The organism is Janthinobacterium sp. UMAB-56, assembly GCF_900095265.1.
GTDB lineage: Bacteria > Pseudomonadota > Gammaproteobacteria > Burkholderiales > Burkholderiaceae_D > Janthinobacterium.
Genome location: NZ_LT607681.1, coordinates 1 through 16,367 on the forward strand (window position 1 = coordinate 1; position 16,367 = coordinate 16,367).

Genomic DNA, 16,367 nt, shown 5'->3' on the forward strand with positions numbered 1-16,367 from the left:
TCCGTGTATTTACGGGTTTGCAGACGGCCTTCGACGTAGACGGACGAACCTTTTTTCAGGTATTGGCCGACGATTTCCGCCAGGCGGCCGAAGAACGAAATACGATGCCATTCTGTCAATTCTTTTTGTTCGCCCGTGTTGCGGTCCTTCGATTTGTACGAAGTGGCCACGGCGATGTTGGCGATCGCGTCGCCGCTAGGCATGTAGCGGATTTCCGGGTCACGGCCCAGATTGCCGACGATGATGACTTTGTTGACTGATGCCATGAATAACTCCTGATGAACTGCGGCGGGAGCCGGAACTCGCGCGCGTAAGATTTTTTACTAAACGAGGATTATAAGCGACCAAGCGGCGCAAAGCATCCGCTTTCTGGCGGACGCCATCTACCGTGCGACACCCTGTTTTTTTCACGGCAGGAGAAAACAAGAAAGTTGAATACTGGTATTATATACAGTGTCTAAACTTATGCACGCATCTGTATCAAGCTTTGGCAGGGTGCCCCCGCCTGGCGGTGCAATCCGCCCTCGGCCGACGCAGGCATGCAGATCCAAACCCGGCTATAGTAACAGGTTGACCCGTCGTGGCTGCTCATCCGCGCTCAGCCGCGATGCGCCGGCCGCACCACTCACTGAAAGCAAGGCAATCACATGGAACAGATCCGCATTCGCGGCGCTCGCACGCATAACCTCAAGAATATCAATCTCGATTTGCCGCGCAATAAGCTGATCGTGATTACCGGCTTGTCCGGCTCCGGCAAGTCTTCGCTGGCCTTCGACACCTTGTATGCGGAAGGCCAGCGCCGCTATGTCGAGTCGCTGTCGGCCTATGCGCGCCAGTTCCTGCAATTGATGGAAAAGCCCGACGTCGACCTGATCGAAGGCTTATCGCCGGCCATCTCCATCGAACAGAAGGCAACCTCGCACAATCCGCGTTCGACGGTGGGCACGGTGACGGAAATCCACGATTACTTGCGCCTGTTGTATGCGCGTGTCGGCACGCCTTACTGCCCCGACCATCCGGAAAACGCGCTGGCCGCCCAATCCGTATCGCAAATGGTCGATGCCGTGCTGGCCATGCCGGAAGACACCAAGCTGATGATACTGGCGCCCGTCGTCGCTAACCGCAAGGGCGAGCATGTCGACCTGTTCGAGCAGATGCAGGCGCAGGGCTTCGTGCGCTTTCGCGTGCAAAGCGGCACGCATGCGGCAAAGATCTATGAAGTCGATGACCTGCCGAAACTGAAGAAGACGGAAAAACACACGATCGACGTCGTCATCGACAGGGTCAAGGTGAACCAGGAGATCAAGCAGCGCCTGGCAGAAAGTTTCGAGACAGCCCTGCGCCTGGCCGACGGTCGCGCCATCGCCTACGAAATGGATACCGCCAAGGAACACGTGTACTCCAACAAGTTTGCCTGCAATGTGTGCGGCTATTCCCTGCAGGAACTGGAACCGCGTCTGTTCTCGTTCAACAACCCCATGGGCGCCTGCCCCGAATGCGACGGCCTGGGGCACATCGAATTCTTTGACCCGAAACGCATCGTCGCGTTCCCGAATCTGTCACTGGCGTCGGGCGCCGTCAAGGGCTGGGACCGTCGCAACCAGTTTTATTTCCAGATGCTGTCGAACCTGGCCGCGTATTACGAATTTGACCTGGACATGCCCTTCGAGCAGTTGGCACTGAATGCCCAGCAAGCCGTGCTGTACGGTTCCGGCAAGCAAGTGATTCCGTTTACCTATGTCAACGAGCGGGGCCGCACCGTCATCAAGGAACACACGTTCGAAGGCGTGGTCAACAATCTGCAGCGCCGCTACCGCGAAACGGACTCGATGGCCGTCAAGGAAGAATTGGCCAAGTTCATCAATGAAAAATGCTGCCCGTCATGCGATGGCGCGCGCCTGCGCGTGGAAGCGCGCTTCGTCAAGGTCGGCACCGGCAAGCAGCAGCGCGCCATCTATGAAGTGGCGGGAAAACCGCTGCGCGAAACACTGGAGTTTTTCGAAAAGCTGAAACTGACGGGTGCCAAGAAAGAGATCGCCGACCGCGTGGTCAAGGAAATCATTTCGCGCCTGAAATTTCTCAACAACGTGGGCCTCGATTACCTGTCGCTGGACCGCAGCGCCGACACGCTCTCCGGCGGCGAAGCACAGCGCATCCGCCTTGCGTCGCAAATCGGCTCCGGTTTGACGGGCGTCATGTATGTACTCGATGAACCGTCGATCGGCTTGCACCAGCGCGATAATGACCGCCTGATCGAAACCCTGAAACACTTGCGCGACATCGGCAACAGCGTGCTGGTGGTCGAGCATGATGAAGACGCCATCCGTACGGCCGACTACATCGTCGACATGGGCATAGGCGCGGGTGTGCACGGCGGCGAAATCATCGCCGAAGGCACCTTGCAAGACATTCTCAAAAACAAGAAATCGCTGACGGCGCAATACCTGAACGGCAAGCTGAAAATCGCTGTACCCGCCAAGCGTCACGCCAGCAATCCGGAAAAGCAGCTGGTGATCACGGGCGCGACGGGCAACAACCTGAAAAAGGTATCGCTGAGCTTGCCTGTGGGCTTGATGACCTGCGTCACGGGCGTATCCGGCTCGGGTAAATCGTCGCTGGTCAACGATACCCTGTATCCGGCCCTGTCGCGCCATTTGTACGGCTCGCAGACGGAACCGGCGCCGCACGAATCGATCAGCGGCCTGGAACATTTCGACAAGGTCATTTCCGTCGACCAGGCACCGATCGGGCGCACGCCGCGCTCCAATCCCGCCACCTATACGGGCTTGTTTACGCCGATCCGCGATCTGTTCTCCACCGTGCCGACGGCCAAGGAACGCGGCTACAGCGCGGGCCGCTTCTCGTTCAACGTCAAGGGCGGACGCTGCGAAGCGTGCCAGGGCGATGGCGTGATCAAGGTCGAAATGCATTTCTTGCCCGACGTGTACGTGCCGTGCGATGTGTGCCACGGCAAGCGCTACAACCGCGAAACCTTGGAAGTGCAATACAAGGGCAAGAACATCACGGAAGTGCTGGGCATGACGGTGGAAGAGGCGCATGAATTCTTCAAGCCCGTCCCCCTGATCGCGCGCAAGCTGCAAACCCTGCTCGACGTGGGCCTCGGCTACATCAAGCTGGGGCAGAGCGCCACCACCCTGTCCGGCGGCGAGGCGCAGCGCGTCAAGCTGTCGCTGGAATTGTCCAAGCGCGACACGGGCCGCACCCTGTACATCCTCGATGAACCGACCACGGGCTTGCACTTCCACGACATCGACTTGCTGTTGAAAGTGATCCACCGCCTGCGCGACCAGGGCAATACCCTCGTCATCATCGAGCACAACCTGGACGTCATCAAGACGGCCGACTGGATCGTCGACCTGGGCCCTGAAGGCGGCGCCGGCGGCGGCCAGATCATTGCCACCGGTACGCCGGAAGACGTGGCCCTGAACCCGGCCAGCGTGACGGGCAAGTACCTGGGACCGCTGCTCAAGCAATAAGAACGACAGCGCAATAAAAAACGGCGCGGATTGCTCATGCAATCCGCGCCGTTTCTCTTTTTGATAGCACCCCAGTCATTGCCGGCGTGTCATTTATCGCACGCCAGTCTTTGCCGGCGTGTTTCTCCCCCCACTACTAAACTTTATGCACTCAGCCGCTTTTCCAGGGCAGCCTTGTTATCTGCCAATTCTTGCGGCAGATGATACGCGAGTTTTTCAAACAACTCCGTATGCAATTTCAATTCTTCCACCCACGCGGCCTTGTCGATCGAGGTGATGGTGTCGAACTGTTCTTGCGTGAATGGCAAGCCATCCCAGTTCAGGTCACCATACTGCGGCGTCGTGCCGAACAGGTTTTCCACGCCGCCGGCCTTGCCTTCGATGCGGTCCAGCATCCATTTCAGCACGCGCATATTGTCGCCAAAGCCAGGCCAGACGAACTTGCCTGCCTCGTCCGTACGGAACCAATTGACGCAATAGATTTTCGGCAAGGCGGCCGGGTTGACTTTACCCACCTTGACGCCCATGTCCAGCCAGTGCTGGAAGTAATCGCTCATGTTATAGCCGATAAACGGCAACATGGCAAATGGATCGCGGCGCACGATGCCCATCTGGCCCACGGCCGCTGCCGTCGTCTCGGAACCCATGGTGGCGGCCATGTAGACGCCTTCGACCCAGCTACGCGCTTCCGTTACCAGCGGCACGGTGGTCGAGCGGCGGCCACCGAAGATGAAGGCAGAGATCGGCACGCCGGCCGGATCGTCCCAAGCCGCGTCGATCACCGGGTTTTGCGTAGCGGCAACAGTAAAGCGCGCATTCGGGTGCGCCGCCTTGGTGCCGGACGCCGGCGTCCAGTCCTTGCCTTGCCAGTCGATCAGGTGGCTTGGTGCTTCTTTCGTCAAACCTTCCCACCAGACATCGCCATCGTCCGTCAGCGCCACGTTGGTAAAGATGGTGTTGTCGCGCATGGAGGCCATGCAGTTGTAATTGGTTTTTTCGTTGGTGCCTGGCGCCACGCCGAAGTAGCCCGCTTCCGGGTTGATGGCGTACAGACGACCATCGGCACCCGGCTTGATCCAGGCGATATCGTCGCCGATGGTGGTCACTTTCCAGCCGTTAAAACTTGCCGGCGGGATCAGCATGGCGAAGTTGGTCTTGCCACAAGCCGATGGGAACGCCGCCGCAACATAATGTTTTTTGCCTTCCGGCGATTCCACGCCGAGGATCAACATGTGTTCGGCCAGCCAGCCAGGGTTGTTGTCGGTCGCTTGCGCTTCCTGGTAACCCATGTTCGAGGCGATACGCAGGGCAAAACATTTCTTGCCCAGCAAGGCGTTGCCGCCATAGCCGGAACCGAAGGACCAGATTTCGCGCGTTTCCGGGAAATGCACGATGTACTTGGTGCTGTTGCACGGCCATTTCACGTCGGCCTGACCGGCTGCCAGCGGCGCGCCCACGCTGTGCACGCACGGCACGAATTCGCCATCCGCGCCCAATACGTCGTACACGGCGCGGCCCATGCGGGTCATGATCTTCATGTTGACGGCGACATAAGGCGAATCGGACAGTTCCACGCCGATATGCGCGATCGGCGAGCCCAGCGGGCCCATCGAGAATGGCACAACATACATGGTACGGCCGCGCATACAGCCATCGAACAGGCCGTTCAGGGTGTGGCGCATCTCGCCAGGCTCGGTCCAGTTATTCGTCGGGCCAGCCGCTTCTTTCGTTGCCGAGCAGATATACGTGCGGTCTTCGACGCGGGCCACGTCGCTTGGGTCGGAGCAGGCCAGGTAGGAATTCGGGCGCTTTTCCGCATTCAGTTTTTTCATGGTGCCGCTGGCTACCATATCAAAGCACAGGCGCTCGTACTCTTCCTGCGAGCCATCGCACCAGTAGATGCGCTCCGGCTTGGTCAGCGCGGCAATGTCGGCCACCCAGTTGATCAGTTTCTGTTGTTTAATATAAGCTGGGACGTTGAGTGCGGCGACGCCACCCATGACGGGCTGATTCATATTACCTCCAATACCAATAAAAGAAATTCTGGTCGTTCCGGCAAGACAGGCAGCATCGTTGAGAGGTGGCTGCGGCTCACTGCGGGCGGGGTGCTCACGCGGGCAGGGCTCTGGGGTCGTTTACCTGGATCATGCACCCAGGCAGCAAGAACAGTTTGCGCTATAACTATACTCAGGAAGCTTTAAAAGTGCCGGCGATTGTACACCCGCTAAACCGCTATTCTCGCAAAAATGTAGGAGAATAGCCTGACTAATGTAGTAGGCTATTCAGTATTTCGCGTATCCTGTTATTTCCCTACCAAATTCTCACTAAAATCGGCCATCTACCATGAAAATTGCCATACTCGATGATTACCAGGATGCCGTACGCAGCCTCGATTGCTTCTCATTGCTCGATGGCCACGAAGTTAAAGTGTTCAGCAATACGGCGCGGGGCCTGGGCCAGTTGGCGATCCGCCTGGCGCCGTTCGATGTGCTGGTGCTGATCCGCGAACGCAGCAGTTTCAACCGGGCGCTGCTGTCGAAACTGCCGAATCTGAAACTGATTTCGCAAACGGGCAAGGTCAGCGGCCATATCGATGTGGCGGCCGCCAGCGAGCTGGGCATCGCCATCGCGGAAGGCATCGGTTCGCCCACGGCGCCGGCCGAACTGACGTGGGCGCTGATCATGGCGGCGCAACGCAAGATCGTGCCATACGCGCAACATTTACAGGAGGGGCTATGGCAGACGTCGTCGCTGGAACCGGCGCGCAACACCCTCGGCACGGTATTGAAAGGGCGCACCCTGGCGATCTGGGGCTACGGCAAGATCGGCCAATTGATCGCCGGCTATGGCCGCGCCTTCGGCATGACGATCCTCGTGTGGGGTAGCGAAGCGAGCCGCGCGGCGGCCGTGGCGGCCGGCGATACGGCGGCACCATCGCGCGAGGCCTTTTTTGAACAGGCCGACGTGCTGAGCTTGCACCTGCGCCTGTCCGACAAGACGCGCGGCCTGGTCACCAACGAAGACCTGGCGCGCATGAAAACGACTAGCCTGTTCGTCAACACCAGCCGCGCCGAACTGGTCGCCGAAGGCGCGCTGGAAGCGGCATTGCCGCAAGGGCGCCCGGGCGCCGCCGCGTTGGACGTGTTTACGGACGAGCCGCTGCCGCCCGGCGCGCCATTGCTGCTGCTGCCGAACGTGCTGGCCACGCCACACCTGGGCTACGTCGAGCGTGACAGCTATGAATTGTATTTCCGCTACGCTCTGCAAAACATCGTCGACTTTGCGCAGAATCAATGCACGCGCCTGCTCAATCCCGAAGCCTTGCAACACGCGCGGCAAGCCTCTCAGGAGCGCTGAAAGCCCTTGATGAGGTCGGGCTCGCCAGTAATGCGGATGGCGGGCGCCGGCAGCACGTGGCGGCCGCGCCACAGGCCGGCCCAGCCGGGCGGCCAGGCGATTTCCGGCCCCTCGTACGGCGCCACGCCGGCGCGCACGGCGACCACCGGCACAGGTGGCATGTCTTGCAATGGCTCGCCTGCACTGCGCTGCATGTCCAGGCTGTACATATAGTTGGGCAACAAAGCGTCGCAGACGCGGCCAAACCAGTCGCTATGGTCGTCATCGCGCCCCAGCGCCTGCGCCAGCCCCTGCGGGTCGAAACGGGCCAGCGCATCGATCAGCTCGCCGGTAGAGGCGCCTGGTGTATCACCCCACCCCATCACGGGGTTGCCGTTGTAATCAGCGCCCGAGCCATACCAGCCTTCGCGCCAGGGCCGCTGCATCCAGTCGCGCGGCCCCGTAAACAAATGCCAGCGCCAGTGCAGGCCGGACGGCTTGGGCCAGGAATACAGATACAGTTTTTGATAGCCGGCCTGGTGCAGCTCGCGCACCATGGCCATCAGGCGCGCATGCGGCATGCGGTCTGGCGGCGCGCGGCGAAACAGGATCGCCTCGCCATCGGCAAACTGCACGTCGTCGGTCGACAGGTTCAGATCCAGGGTCCGCGCTTCGCTGCCGAAACGGGCGGCGATCCAGCCCGTCAACAAATTCACGGACGTGATGACGCCATAGCCACGGTGGCGGTGAAAAATGACGGTGCCGGGAGCGAGCGCTTTCATACGGAGTCGGGGCGGTAGGCAGACAAAGGAACCAGTGTACTCACAGATGGGAAAATTTTCCAGATGCGGCGCAGTAGCAGGGCGGCAAGCACGCTCTCCATCTTCGGCGGCACTCACGCAACGCTGCCAATCCACGCTATCATGCGCGTCATTCTCCACTGACATCGTGACCACATCATGACTTTGCGCATACTCGCCACTGGCGGCACTTTCGACAAACACTACAACGAATTGAACGGTACCCTGGGCTTTTCCGACAGTCATTTGCCGGCAGCGATAGCCCGCGCGCGCATGACGGCGCCCGTGGCACTGGAGCAACTGCCGCTGCTCGATTCGCTCGACATGCAGGATGCGGACCGCCAGCGCGTGCTGGCCTCATGCCGCGCGGCACAGGAGAAAGCCATCGTCATCATCCACGGCACCGACACCATGCGCGAAACGGCGCAAGTGCTGGGCGCGGCGAACCTGCAGCAAACGGTGATTCTGACGGGCGCCATGATTCCCTACGAAATCGACAATTCCGACGCCCTGTTCAACCTGGGCTTTGCCTGCGGCGTGGCGCAAACCCTGCCAGCCGGTGTGTACGTGGCTATGAACGGCCAGATCTTCGCCTGGGACAATGTGCAAAAGAACCGCGCCGCCGGCGTCTTCCAGCCTTTGTAAGCCGTTGTGGCAGGCAGGATGCAAAAAGCAGGCTGGAAAACGGTCTGACTGACACGCTGTCACAATTCAACAAGCCCGTTTTCAACGGGCCTTTTTTACGTTTTTATGCCTTTCGAAAATTCTGCAAATCTACAGTTTATATCGAATTATTGCAGGCAAAACATCGAATTGCCAATATAATAATTTTATGTTGTAAAAAAATGCCATTGAACATTTTTAAAAACAGTGATCTCATTAAATATAAAACCGCAATTTAACAATTAAATTAAATATTCTTCAGCATCCGTAATTTATTACCAAATCCGACACGGTTGATGTGCATTTTTTCTTGCTGAGACGACATAATGTTCGCCTCGACAAGTCAAAAGTGCATTTATAACAATATTGCGCTAAGTAGTCTTCCACCTCCCAGCGACGTGGTTCCGCCTACCGTACACGAGCACCGCTAGCCATCTATCCGATGGCTGGATACGTGCTCGTGCACCGCTTGTCGTTATTAAAACTACTACGGAGTAATTGTTACAATGGCATTTAAAGAAAAAATTGGCGTGCGCAGCGTACGCCTGGCCCTGACCGTCCTGGCAGGTAGCGTCTTGTTCTCCGGCCAATCCATGGCGGACGAAGCAATTCAAAAAGTTGAAATTACCGGTTCGAGTATCAAGCGTATCGCTGTGGAAGGCGCCTTGCCCGTTCAGCGCCTGTCGCTCGAAGCGATCGCCAAGACCGGCGCCACGACGATTGCCGACCTGGTACAAAATCTGCCCGCCATGCAAGGTTTCCAGATCGGCGCCACGGCAGCCGGCTCCGACTCCGGTGGCCGTACCAGCGCCTCGATCCATGACATCGGCGAAAGCTACACTCTGGTCCTGCTGAACGGCCGCCGCATCGCGCCGCAAGGTGCCGACAATACGGTCAACCTGAACGCCATTCCGATGAGCGCGGTTGAACGTGTCGAAATCCTGACTGACGGTGCTTCTGCCCTGTATGGCTCGGACGCCATCGCCGGCGTGATTAACTTCATCCTGAAGAAGAACCTGCAAGGCGGCAACGTTGAAGCTACCTACACCGCGCCCGAACACAGCGGCGGCGGCAATAGCTGGAATACCAACATCACCTATGGTTTCGGCAATCTGGACGAAGACCGTTACAACGTGCTGATCAGCTATCGTCACGACGAGCAAGAGAAAGTGCGCGCTACCGACCGCACGTTCGCCCGCAGCGGCTACATTCCGTTCAGCCGCAATGGCAAGAACTACGTCTACAACAACACCAGTGCTTCGGCAGCGCCGGCCAACGTCGCGCTGTCCTTCAAGGAAAATACTACCCCGGGCTACACCTACAATCCTTACCTGAAGGCCAATGGCGATTGCGCACCACAAAACTATGTCTCGCAGACGAATACCAATGCTTGCGGTTTTGACGGCGCCTCGATGGTGGAAATCGTGCCGCAATCGAAGCGCGACAGCCTGTTTACCCGCGCCAGCTACAAGGTCTCGGACGACATGACGGCATTTGCCGAAGTGGCGCTCTCGCACTATGACCTGACGGCCCGTATCGCCGCCAACCCAGTACCTGTGACAGTGTTCAACCGTGATGCGAAAACGGGCAAAGTCACGATGCTGCCTAGCTACGTACAGCACATTCAGCGTGGCTTGGCAAGTGGCCAGGAAGACAATCTGACGACGGCCATCGCCAGTTACCGCCTCGTCGACTGGGGCCCGCGTGCCAGCCAATCGATTACCGACACCAAGCACCTGGTGGTGGGCGTTGAAGGCGAATTCGCCGGCTGGAACTACAGCAGCGGCCTGACCTGGTCGAAAAACTCGATCAACGAGCGCTACGTTGGCGGCTACGCAAAACGCGAAGAATTCAATTCCTTGCTCAAAAACAAAGAGTTCGATCCTTTCGCGCTGCCAGGCCAACAAACAGCTGCCGTGCAGCAGCTGATTAACGACTCGCAATTCAACGGCTCCGTGCGCACAGCATCGACCACCCTGCGTGGCGTCGACGCACACGGTTCGCGTGAAGTGTTTAGCTTGCCAGGCGGCATGGCCAACATCGGTATCGGCGGCGACTACCGTGAGTACAGCTACGAGCAAACGCCAAATGGCGGTGCCAGCAAGGACACCATCTATGGCTTTGAAAGTAAGAAGGCCTATGACCTGAGCCGCAAGACCTATGGCGTCTTCGCCGAATTGCTGGCGCCTGTCACCAAGACCGTGGAAGTGACCATCGGCGCGCGCCTGGACAATGTATCGGCAGTCGACAATGGCCTGACCCACAGCACCACCGGCAAGAGCGAAAGCGCGTCGACCTACAAGGTATCGGCACGCTGGCAACCAGTGCAGTCCTTGCTGATCCGCGGCTCCTACGGCACGGGCTTCAAGGCGCCAAGCATGCTGGACTTGGGCCAGCCACTGGTCAGCTCCGGTTTCACCGCCAGTTCGTATGATTGCCCGTTCCCGGGTACCGCAGGCTGTCAGGACAGCAAAAAGCAATACAACCGCCTGTCCGGTGGCAATCCTGACCTGAAATCGGAAACATCGAAGCAATTCACGGCGGGTTTCCGCGTCGAGCCTAACTCGAGCTTCTCGTTTGGCGCCGACCTGTGGGATGTGAAAATCTTTGACGCCGTATCGTCGGTGGCCGAATCGCTGGCCTTCTCGAATCCGGAAAAATACAAGGATTACTTCACCATGTTCACGCCAGCCGAAAGCCCGAAGGCGTTCTATGCATTCAAGTCGCTGGCCATGAACATTGGCCAGATGCATAACCGTGGTATCGACTGGGACATGACGGCGCGCAAGAAGCTGGACTTTGGCAATCTGACCGTGAACCTGAACGGTACTCACATGCTCAAGGCAGACTACACTGTGCCAGGTACGCGTAATGACTGGACCAGCAGCCTGAACATCTACGGCATCAACCAGGCCGTGACGTTCCGCGATCTGATCAAACTGACCGCTACCCTGGACACCGGCAAGCTGAGCAACACGATGGTGATGAACTATCGCAATGGCTACACCGATGCCCTGACCGAGGTATATAACGTCGATACCAAAGGCATGGAAAAAATCCGCCTGGACGTGCCGTCGCACATCACTTTCGACTGGCAAGGCCGCTACGCGATCAACAACAAAACGTCGATACGTGCCGGCATCAAGAACCTGTTTGACCGCAATCCACCGCTGTCGCTGCGTGCGTCGTCCGGCCACCAGGTTGGCTTCGATCCGCGTTACGCCGATCCGATGCTGCGCACGTTCTACATCACCGGTTCGTACAAGTTCTAATATAAGAACTTGAATTAGCTGATCTCGAAAGCGCCTTGCACTTCACCGTGCAAGGCGTTTTTTTATGCGCCCGCACATTGCACAGGCGAAAAAAAGGAGCCGAAGCTCCTTTTCCGTAACTGTACAACCGCTTTTATGCAGTCGCTTCACCGCCCAAAGCTTCCACCACGTCGGCCATCAGCTTGCTCAACTCACCCGTCATCAGCATCACGTCGCCGTCGAAACGCTCGTCGTCGTTCTTCGTGCTCGATTCCGTTTCCTTGATCACGTCCAGCGGCTTGACGCTCTTGATGGCCAGGGACTCCGTCAGTACGAACGAGATCTTGTCGTTCCACGTCATGGCCAGGCGCGTGCACTGCTTGCCGGCCGCGATGTGGCGGCGCACGTCGTCCGCTTCCAGCGTGTGTCGCACGTAGCGCACGGTGGCCTTGCTTTCGCCCGTGGCGCGCAATTCCGTGTCCATGTCGACCGTGAAGCCGGCAGGCGCATCGTCGGCCTGCAGCCATTCCGTCATCACCGCCACGGGCGAGCGCTGCACGCGCAGGCTTTCCAGCGGCAGTTTGTCCACGGCCTTCAACAACAGCTTGATGACTTCATCGGCTTTCGCCGGGCTGGCGGCATCGACCACCAGCCAGCCATTAACGGGATCGATCCAGGTCCAGACGTTGCTGCGAATGCTGAAGGCGCGCGGCAGCAGCTCGTCGGCCACGCGCTCCTTCAATTCTTTCATGGCTTTCTTGCCGGGGGCAAAGCCTTGCGCTTCTTCCATCTCGGCAGCGCGGGCCTTGGCCACCTGGTTGATGACGGTCGCTGGCAACAGTTTCTTTTCCGTGCCCAGCAAGATCAACATTTGTTTGTTGACAACATGAACCAGGCCACCATTCGGGCGTGGCGTATCCCAGCCCTGGCGCATCAGATCCATGCTGGTCGCCGGCGTAAATTTGTTCGAGGACAAGGCCTCTTCCAGTTGTTCTGGCGTGTAAGCCCATGGTGCGGGCAGGCGGTAAATCTGAAGATTCTTGAACCACATAGTTTTTGTCTTCCGTTTGTTTCAGTAGTGCCAGGGGAACGCCATTCTACACTTTCGACATGAAAATGCCGTCAAAAGCGCGGTCTGGCGCGGTATGTATCTTGTAGGAAACGCCGCTACAGGGCGGGAAACAGCTCAGCCTGGGCTGGCGCCTGCCGCGTCACCACGGCCGGATCGCACAAGGTCGAGATGCGCACGCCCAGCAGGCGGATTTTCTTTTCAAATGGCACGCGCCGCAAGCAATCGCGGCTAGCGCGCAGGATGGCGGCAGCGTCCGCCGTGGCGCTGGGCAAGGTGATGTCGCGCGTGACGGTGCTGAAATCCTCGAAGCGCAGCTTGATGCCCACCGTGCGCCCCGCCAGCGACTGTTTATCCAGGTCGCCGGCCACGCGCGTGCACAGGCTTTCCAGCTTTTCCGACAGGGTGGCGCGGTCGCGCACCACCTGCAAGTCGCGCTCGAACGTCGTTTCGCGGCTGACGGACTTGGTTTCCCGGCTCGTCTGCACGGGCCGCTCGTCGATGCCCAGCGCCGCCTGGCGCAGCCAGCCCGTGTACAGGTCGCCGAACTGCGTGCGCAGCATGGTGAGATCGGCTCGTGCCAGTTCGCCGATGGTCATAATTCCCAAAGCTTCCAGCTTGGCCGTGGCCTTCGGGCCGATGCCGTTGATTTTCTTTGCCGGCAAGGGCCATACGCGTGTTTCGACATCCTCGGGATGCAGGATGGTGAGGCCGTCGGGCTTTTCCAGATCGGAACAGATTTTTGCCAGTAGTTTGTTCGGTGCCAGACCGATCGAGCACGACAGGCCCGTCGCCTCGAACACGGCCGCCTTCAGGCGCGCGGCCATGGTCGGTGCCTGCTCGCCATATTCGGTGAGGTCGATATAGATTTCATCGATGCCCACGTTCTGGATGATGGGGCACAGATGGGCCACAGCTTGCTTGAAGCGGGCCGAATACTCGCGGTATGCCTCGAAATCGGCCGGCAGCAGGATGCTGTCGGGCGCCAGCCTGGCCGCCTTCATGATGCCCATGGCGGAAAACACGCCGAACGCGCGCGCCGCATAGGTCGACGTGGTGACGACGCCGCGCCCCACGTAGTCGCGCATGCGGGCAAACTTCCGCGTGCCGTCATCTTGCAGCACGGGCTGCTGCAGCCGGCCGCCGCCGATGACGACGGCTTCGCCGCGCAGTTCCGGATATTTCAACAGTTCGACGGAGGCAAAGAAGGCGTCCATGTCCAGGTGGGCTATCCAGCGGCGGGCTGCGGGTGGCTCGGGAAGTGGTGGGGCAGATGTGGTCAAGGACACCTCGCGGCGGGATGCTGTTGGATACTGTAATTATATACAGTATCGCTGGAAATGCCTGTGGATGCAAGTTGAAACGTCTGAGCATGCAGTTGCTTTTCTCAATAGCAAGATTACAATCCTGACACGACTATGAAAAGGAGTTGCCTTGTCTACAGCACATCAAGCTTTGCGCCATCTGGCCGTCTGCTCATCCATCTTGCTGTCCACGCTGGCGCCATCCGCGCTGGCCGCCGATGCCGCCACCCTCGCCACATCCACCGCGCCGGTCGCCGCCAGGACAGCCTGGCAGGAAACACGCCACGGCAAGGTCGTCACGGACGACTACCGCTGGCTGCAAAAGAAGACCGATCCTGCCGTCATCGACTACCTGAATGCGGAAAACGCCTACACGGCCGCCGTCACGGCCCCGATCCAGCCGCTGGCCGACAAGGTGACTGCGGAAATCAAGGGACGCATGCAGGAAGTTGACCTGTCCGTGCCTGCGCGCCAGGGCAATTTCTACTATTACACGCGCACGGAAGCGGACAAACAATACCCGCTGCACTGCCGCCGCCCTGTCGGCGCGAATGGCGCCTACGATGCACAGGCGGCCGAAGAGATTTTGCTTGACCAGAATCAACTGGCCGAAGGCCACAAATTCTTTGCCGTGCGCGCCTTTAGCATCAGCCCGAACGAGCAATTGCTGGCCTATACCACCGACACGACGGGTTTCCGCCAGTACGAACTGCATGTCAAGGATTTGAAAACGGGCAAGTTGCTGGGCGATACCATGCCGCGCGTGACTTCCCTGGCCTGGGCGGCGGACAATGCCACCCTGATGCTGACGCAGGAAGACGCCACCACCAAGCGCGCTGACCGCTTGTTCCGCCTGCCCTTGGGCGGCACGCCGCAGCAGGTCTACCATGAGCCAGTGGAACAGTTCGCCATCCATATAGGCTGCACGCACGACAAGCGCTTCTTCGTGCTCACCTCGGGCAGCACGGATACCAGCGAAGTGCTGCTGCTGCCAACGAACAAGCCGGAAGGCAGTTTCCAGAGCGTGCTGAAACGTGAAAAGGGCCACCGCTACGTCGTCGAGCACCGCGACGGCCAGTTGTATATTTTGACCAACAAGGAGGCGAAGAATTTCCGTGTCGTCAGCGCGCCGTTGTCTGCGCCGCAGCCGAAACACTGGAAACCTGTCGTGTCGCACAACAAGGACGCCGTGATCCAGTCCATCGACGTTTTCCAGGACTACCTGGTAGTGATGGAAAAGGCCCGCGCCCTGAACCGCGCGCGCATCTACGATTTCGCCCACAAAAGCTGGAAGACGGTGCAGTTCGACGACCCCGTCTACCTGGCCACAGCGGCCGGCACGCCGGAATTTAACGCCACGCAATTTCGCATGTCTTACCAGTCGCCCGTCACGCCGCCCACGGTGATTGACGTCAGCATGCAAGATGGCAAGCGCACTGTGCTGAAGCAGCAGGAAATCGTCGGCGGCTTTGATGGCAGCCGCTACACCACGCAGCGCCTGTGGGTGACAGCGCGCGATGGCGTGCGAGTGCCGCTGTGGGTCGTCTACAAGAAAGGCGTCAAGCTCGACGGTTCCGCGCCGCTGTTGCTGTACTCGTACGGCTCGTATGGCATTTCCACGGAAGCCACTTTCTCCATCAGCCGCATCAGCCTGCTGGAGCGGGGCGTCATCTATGCGCAGGCGCATATCCGCGGCGGCACCGACATGGGCGAAGCCTGGCATGAAGACGGCATGCTGATGAAGAAGAAAAACACCTTCAATGATTTCATCGACAGCGCCGACTACCTGGTGCGCGAAAAATGGACCAGCCCGAACCGCCTCATCATCCAGGGCGGCAGCGCGGGCGGCTTGCTGATGGGCGCCGTCGTCAACATGCGCCCCGACCTGTTCCACGCCGTGCATGCGGCCGTGCCCTTCGTCGACGTGATGAATACCATGATGGACGCCAGCCTGCCCCTGACGACGGGCGAGTACCTGGAATGGGGCGACCCGAACCAGAAGGCGGCCTACGACTACATGCTCAGCTACTCGCCCTACGACAACATTGCGCGCAAGAATTATCCCGCCATGCTGGTGACGACGGGCCTCAACGACAGCCAGGTCATGTACTGGGAACCGGCCAAGTATGTGGCCAAGCTGCGCGCGTATAAAACGGACAGCAATCCCCTGCTGCTGAAAACGAATATGGGCGCCGGCCATGGTGGCGCTTCCGGTCGCTACAACGCCATCGCCGAGAATGCGTTCAATATGGCGTGGATGCTGTCGCAGTGGGGCATTAGCGAATAATGTGAAAAAAGCGCTTGCAGAAGGATTTTAGCCATCCTATAATAGCGCCTCTTCCAGACGTGGTGACAAACGTCGGGATGGTTTTCTGAGACAAGCAACGGGTGCTTAGCTCAGTTGGTAGAGCGGCGCCCTTACAAGGCGTAGGTCGGGAGTTCGAGCC

The 16,367-nt window shown here is 59.0% G+C and carries 10 protein-coding genes; 5 read left to right on the plus strand and 5 right to left on the minus strand.

Annotated features, from left to right (window positions below; translation table 11 throughout):
• The coding region (ssb, locus tag K0F85_RS27885) for a single-stranded DNA-binding protein (RefSeq protein ID WP_219118501.1) at positions 1-266 on the minus strand (266 nt) is incomplete at its 3' end.
• A gap of 381 nt (positions 267-647) precedes the next feature.
• Here ssb and uvrA point away from each other — a divergent pair.
• Positions 648-3,497 carry an excinuclease ABC subunit UvrA gene (gene uvrA, locus K0F85_RS27890; RefSeq protein WP_219119059.1) on the plus strand — a complete coding sequence of 950 codons (2,850 nt, stop codon included), beginning with the start codon at positions 648-650 and terminating at the stop codon, positions 3,495-3,497.
• A gap of 143 nt (positions 3,498-3,640) precedes the next feature.
• Here the strand turns inward: uvrA and K0F85_RS27895 are convergent, their stop codons facing one another.
• On the minus strand, positions 3,641-5,512 hold the full coding sequence (locus K0F85_RS27895) for a phosphoenolpyruvate carboxykinase (GTP) (protein ID WP_219119060.1): 1,872 nt from the start codon (positions 5,510-5,512) through the stop codon (positions 3,641-3,643).
• A gap of 328 nt (positions 5,513-5,840) precedes the next feature.
• Here K0F85_RS27895 and K0F85_RS27900 point away from each other — a divergent pair, with 328 nt between their 5' ends.
• On the plus strand, positions 5,841-6,854 hold the full coding sequence (locus tag K0F85_RS27900) for a D-2-hydroxyacid dehydrogenase family protein (protein ID WP_219119061.1): 1,014 nt from the start codon (positions 5,841-5,843) through the stop codon (positions 6,852-6,854).
• On the opposite strand, the gene K0F85_RS27905 is transcribed toward K0F85_RS27900, so the two are convergent.
• On the minus strand, positions 6,842-7,615 hold the full coding sequence (locus K0F85_RS27905; RefSeq protein WP_219119062.1) for an L-asparaginase: 774 nt from the start codon (positions 7,613-7,615) through the stop codon (positions 6,842-6,844). The genes K0F85_RS27900 and K0F85_RS27905 overlap by 13 nt on opposite strands.
• A gap of 177 nt (positions 7,616-7,792) precedes the next feature.
• Between K0F85_RS27905 and K0F85_RS27910 the strand changes: the two genes are divergently transcribed.
• Positions 7,793-8,278, plus strand: a complete 486-nt coding sequence (locus K0F85_RS27910; protein WP_034781194.1) for an asparaginase domain-containing protein — start codon at positions 7,793-7,795, stop codon at positions 8,276-8,278.
• A 524-nt stretch (positions 8,279-8,802) separates the two neighbouring features.
• On the plus strand, positions 8,803-11,568 hold the full coding sequence (locus K0F85_RS27915) for a TonB-dependent siderophore receptor (protein ID WP_219119063.1): 2,766 nt from the start codon (positions 8,803-8,805) through the stop codon (positions 11,566-11,568).
• A gap of 133 nt (positions 11,569-11,701) precedes the next feature.
• Here K0F85_RS27915 and K0F85_RS27920 read toward each other — a convergent pair whose 3' ends face one another.
• Positions 11,702-12,598 (minus strand): recombination-associated protein RdgC, encoded by an 897-nt coding sequence (locus K0F85_RS27920; protein WP_100874868.1) that lies wholly within the window; start codon positions 12,596-12,598, stop codon positions 11,702-11,704.
• Positions 12,599-12,714: 116 nt separating this feature from the next.
• Complete coding sequence (gene dinB / locus K0F85_RS27925) at positions 12,715-13,899, minus strand: DNA polymerase IV (protein ID WP_257638207.1); 1,185 nt, start codon at positions 13,897-13,899, stop codon at positions 12,715-12,717.
• A 151-nt stretch (positions 13,900-14,050) separates the two neighbouring features.
• Here dinB and K0F85_RS27930 point away from each other — a divergent pair, with 151 nt between their 5' ends.
• Positions 14,051-16,207, plus strand: a complete 2,157-nt coding sequence (locus K0F85_RS27930; RefSeq protein ID WP_219119064.1) for a S9 family peptidase — start codon at positions 14,051-14,053, stop codon at positions 16,205-16,207.
• Positions 16,208-16,367 lie beyond the last annotated feature (160 nt).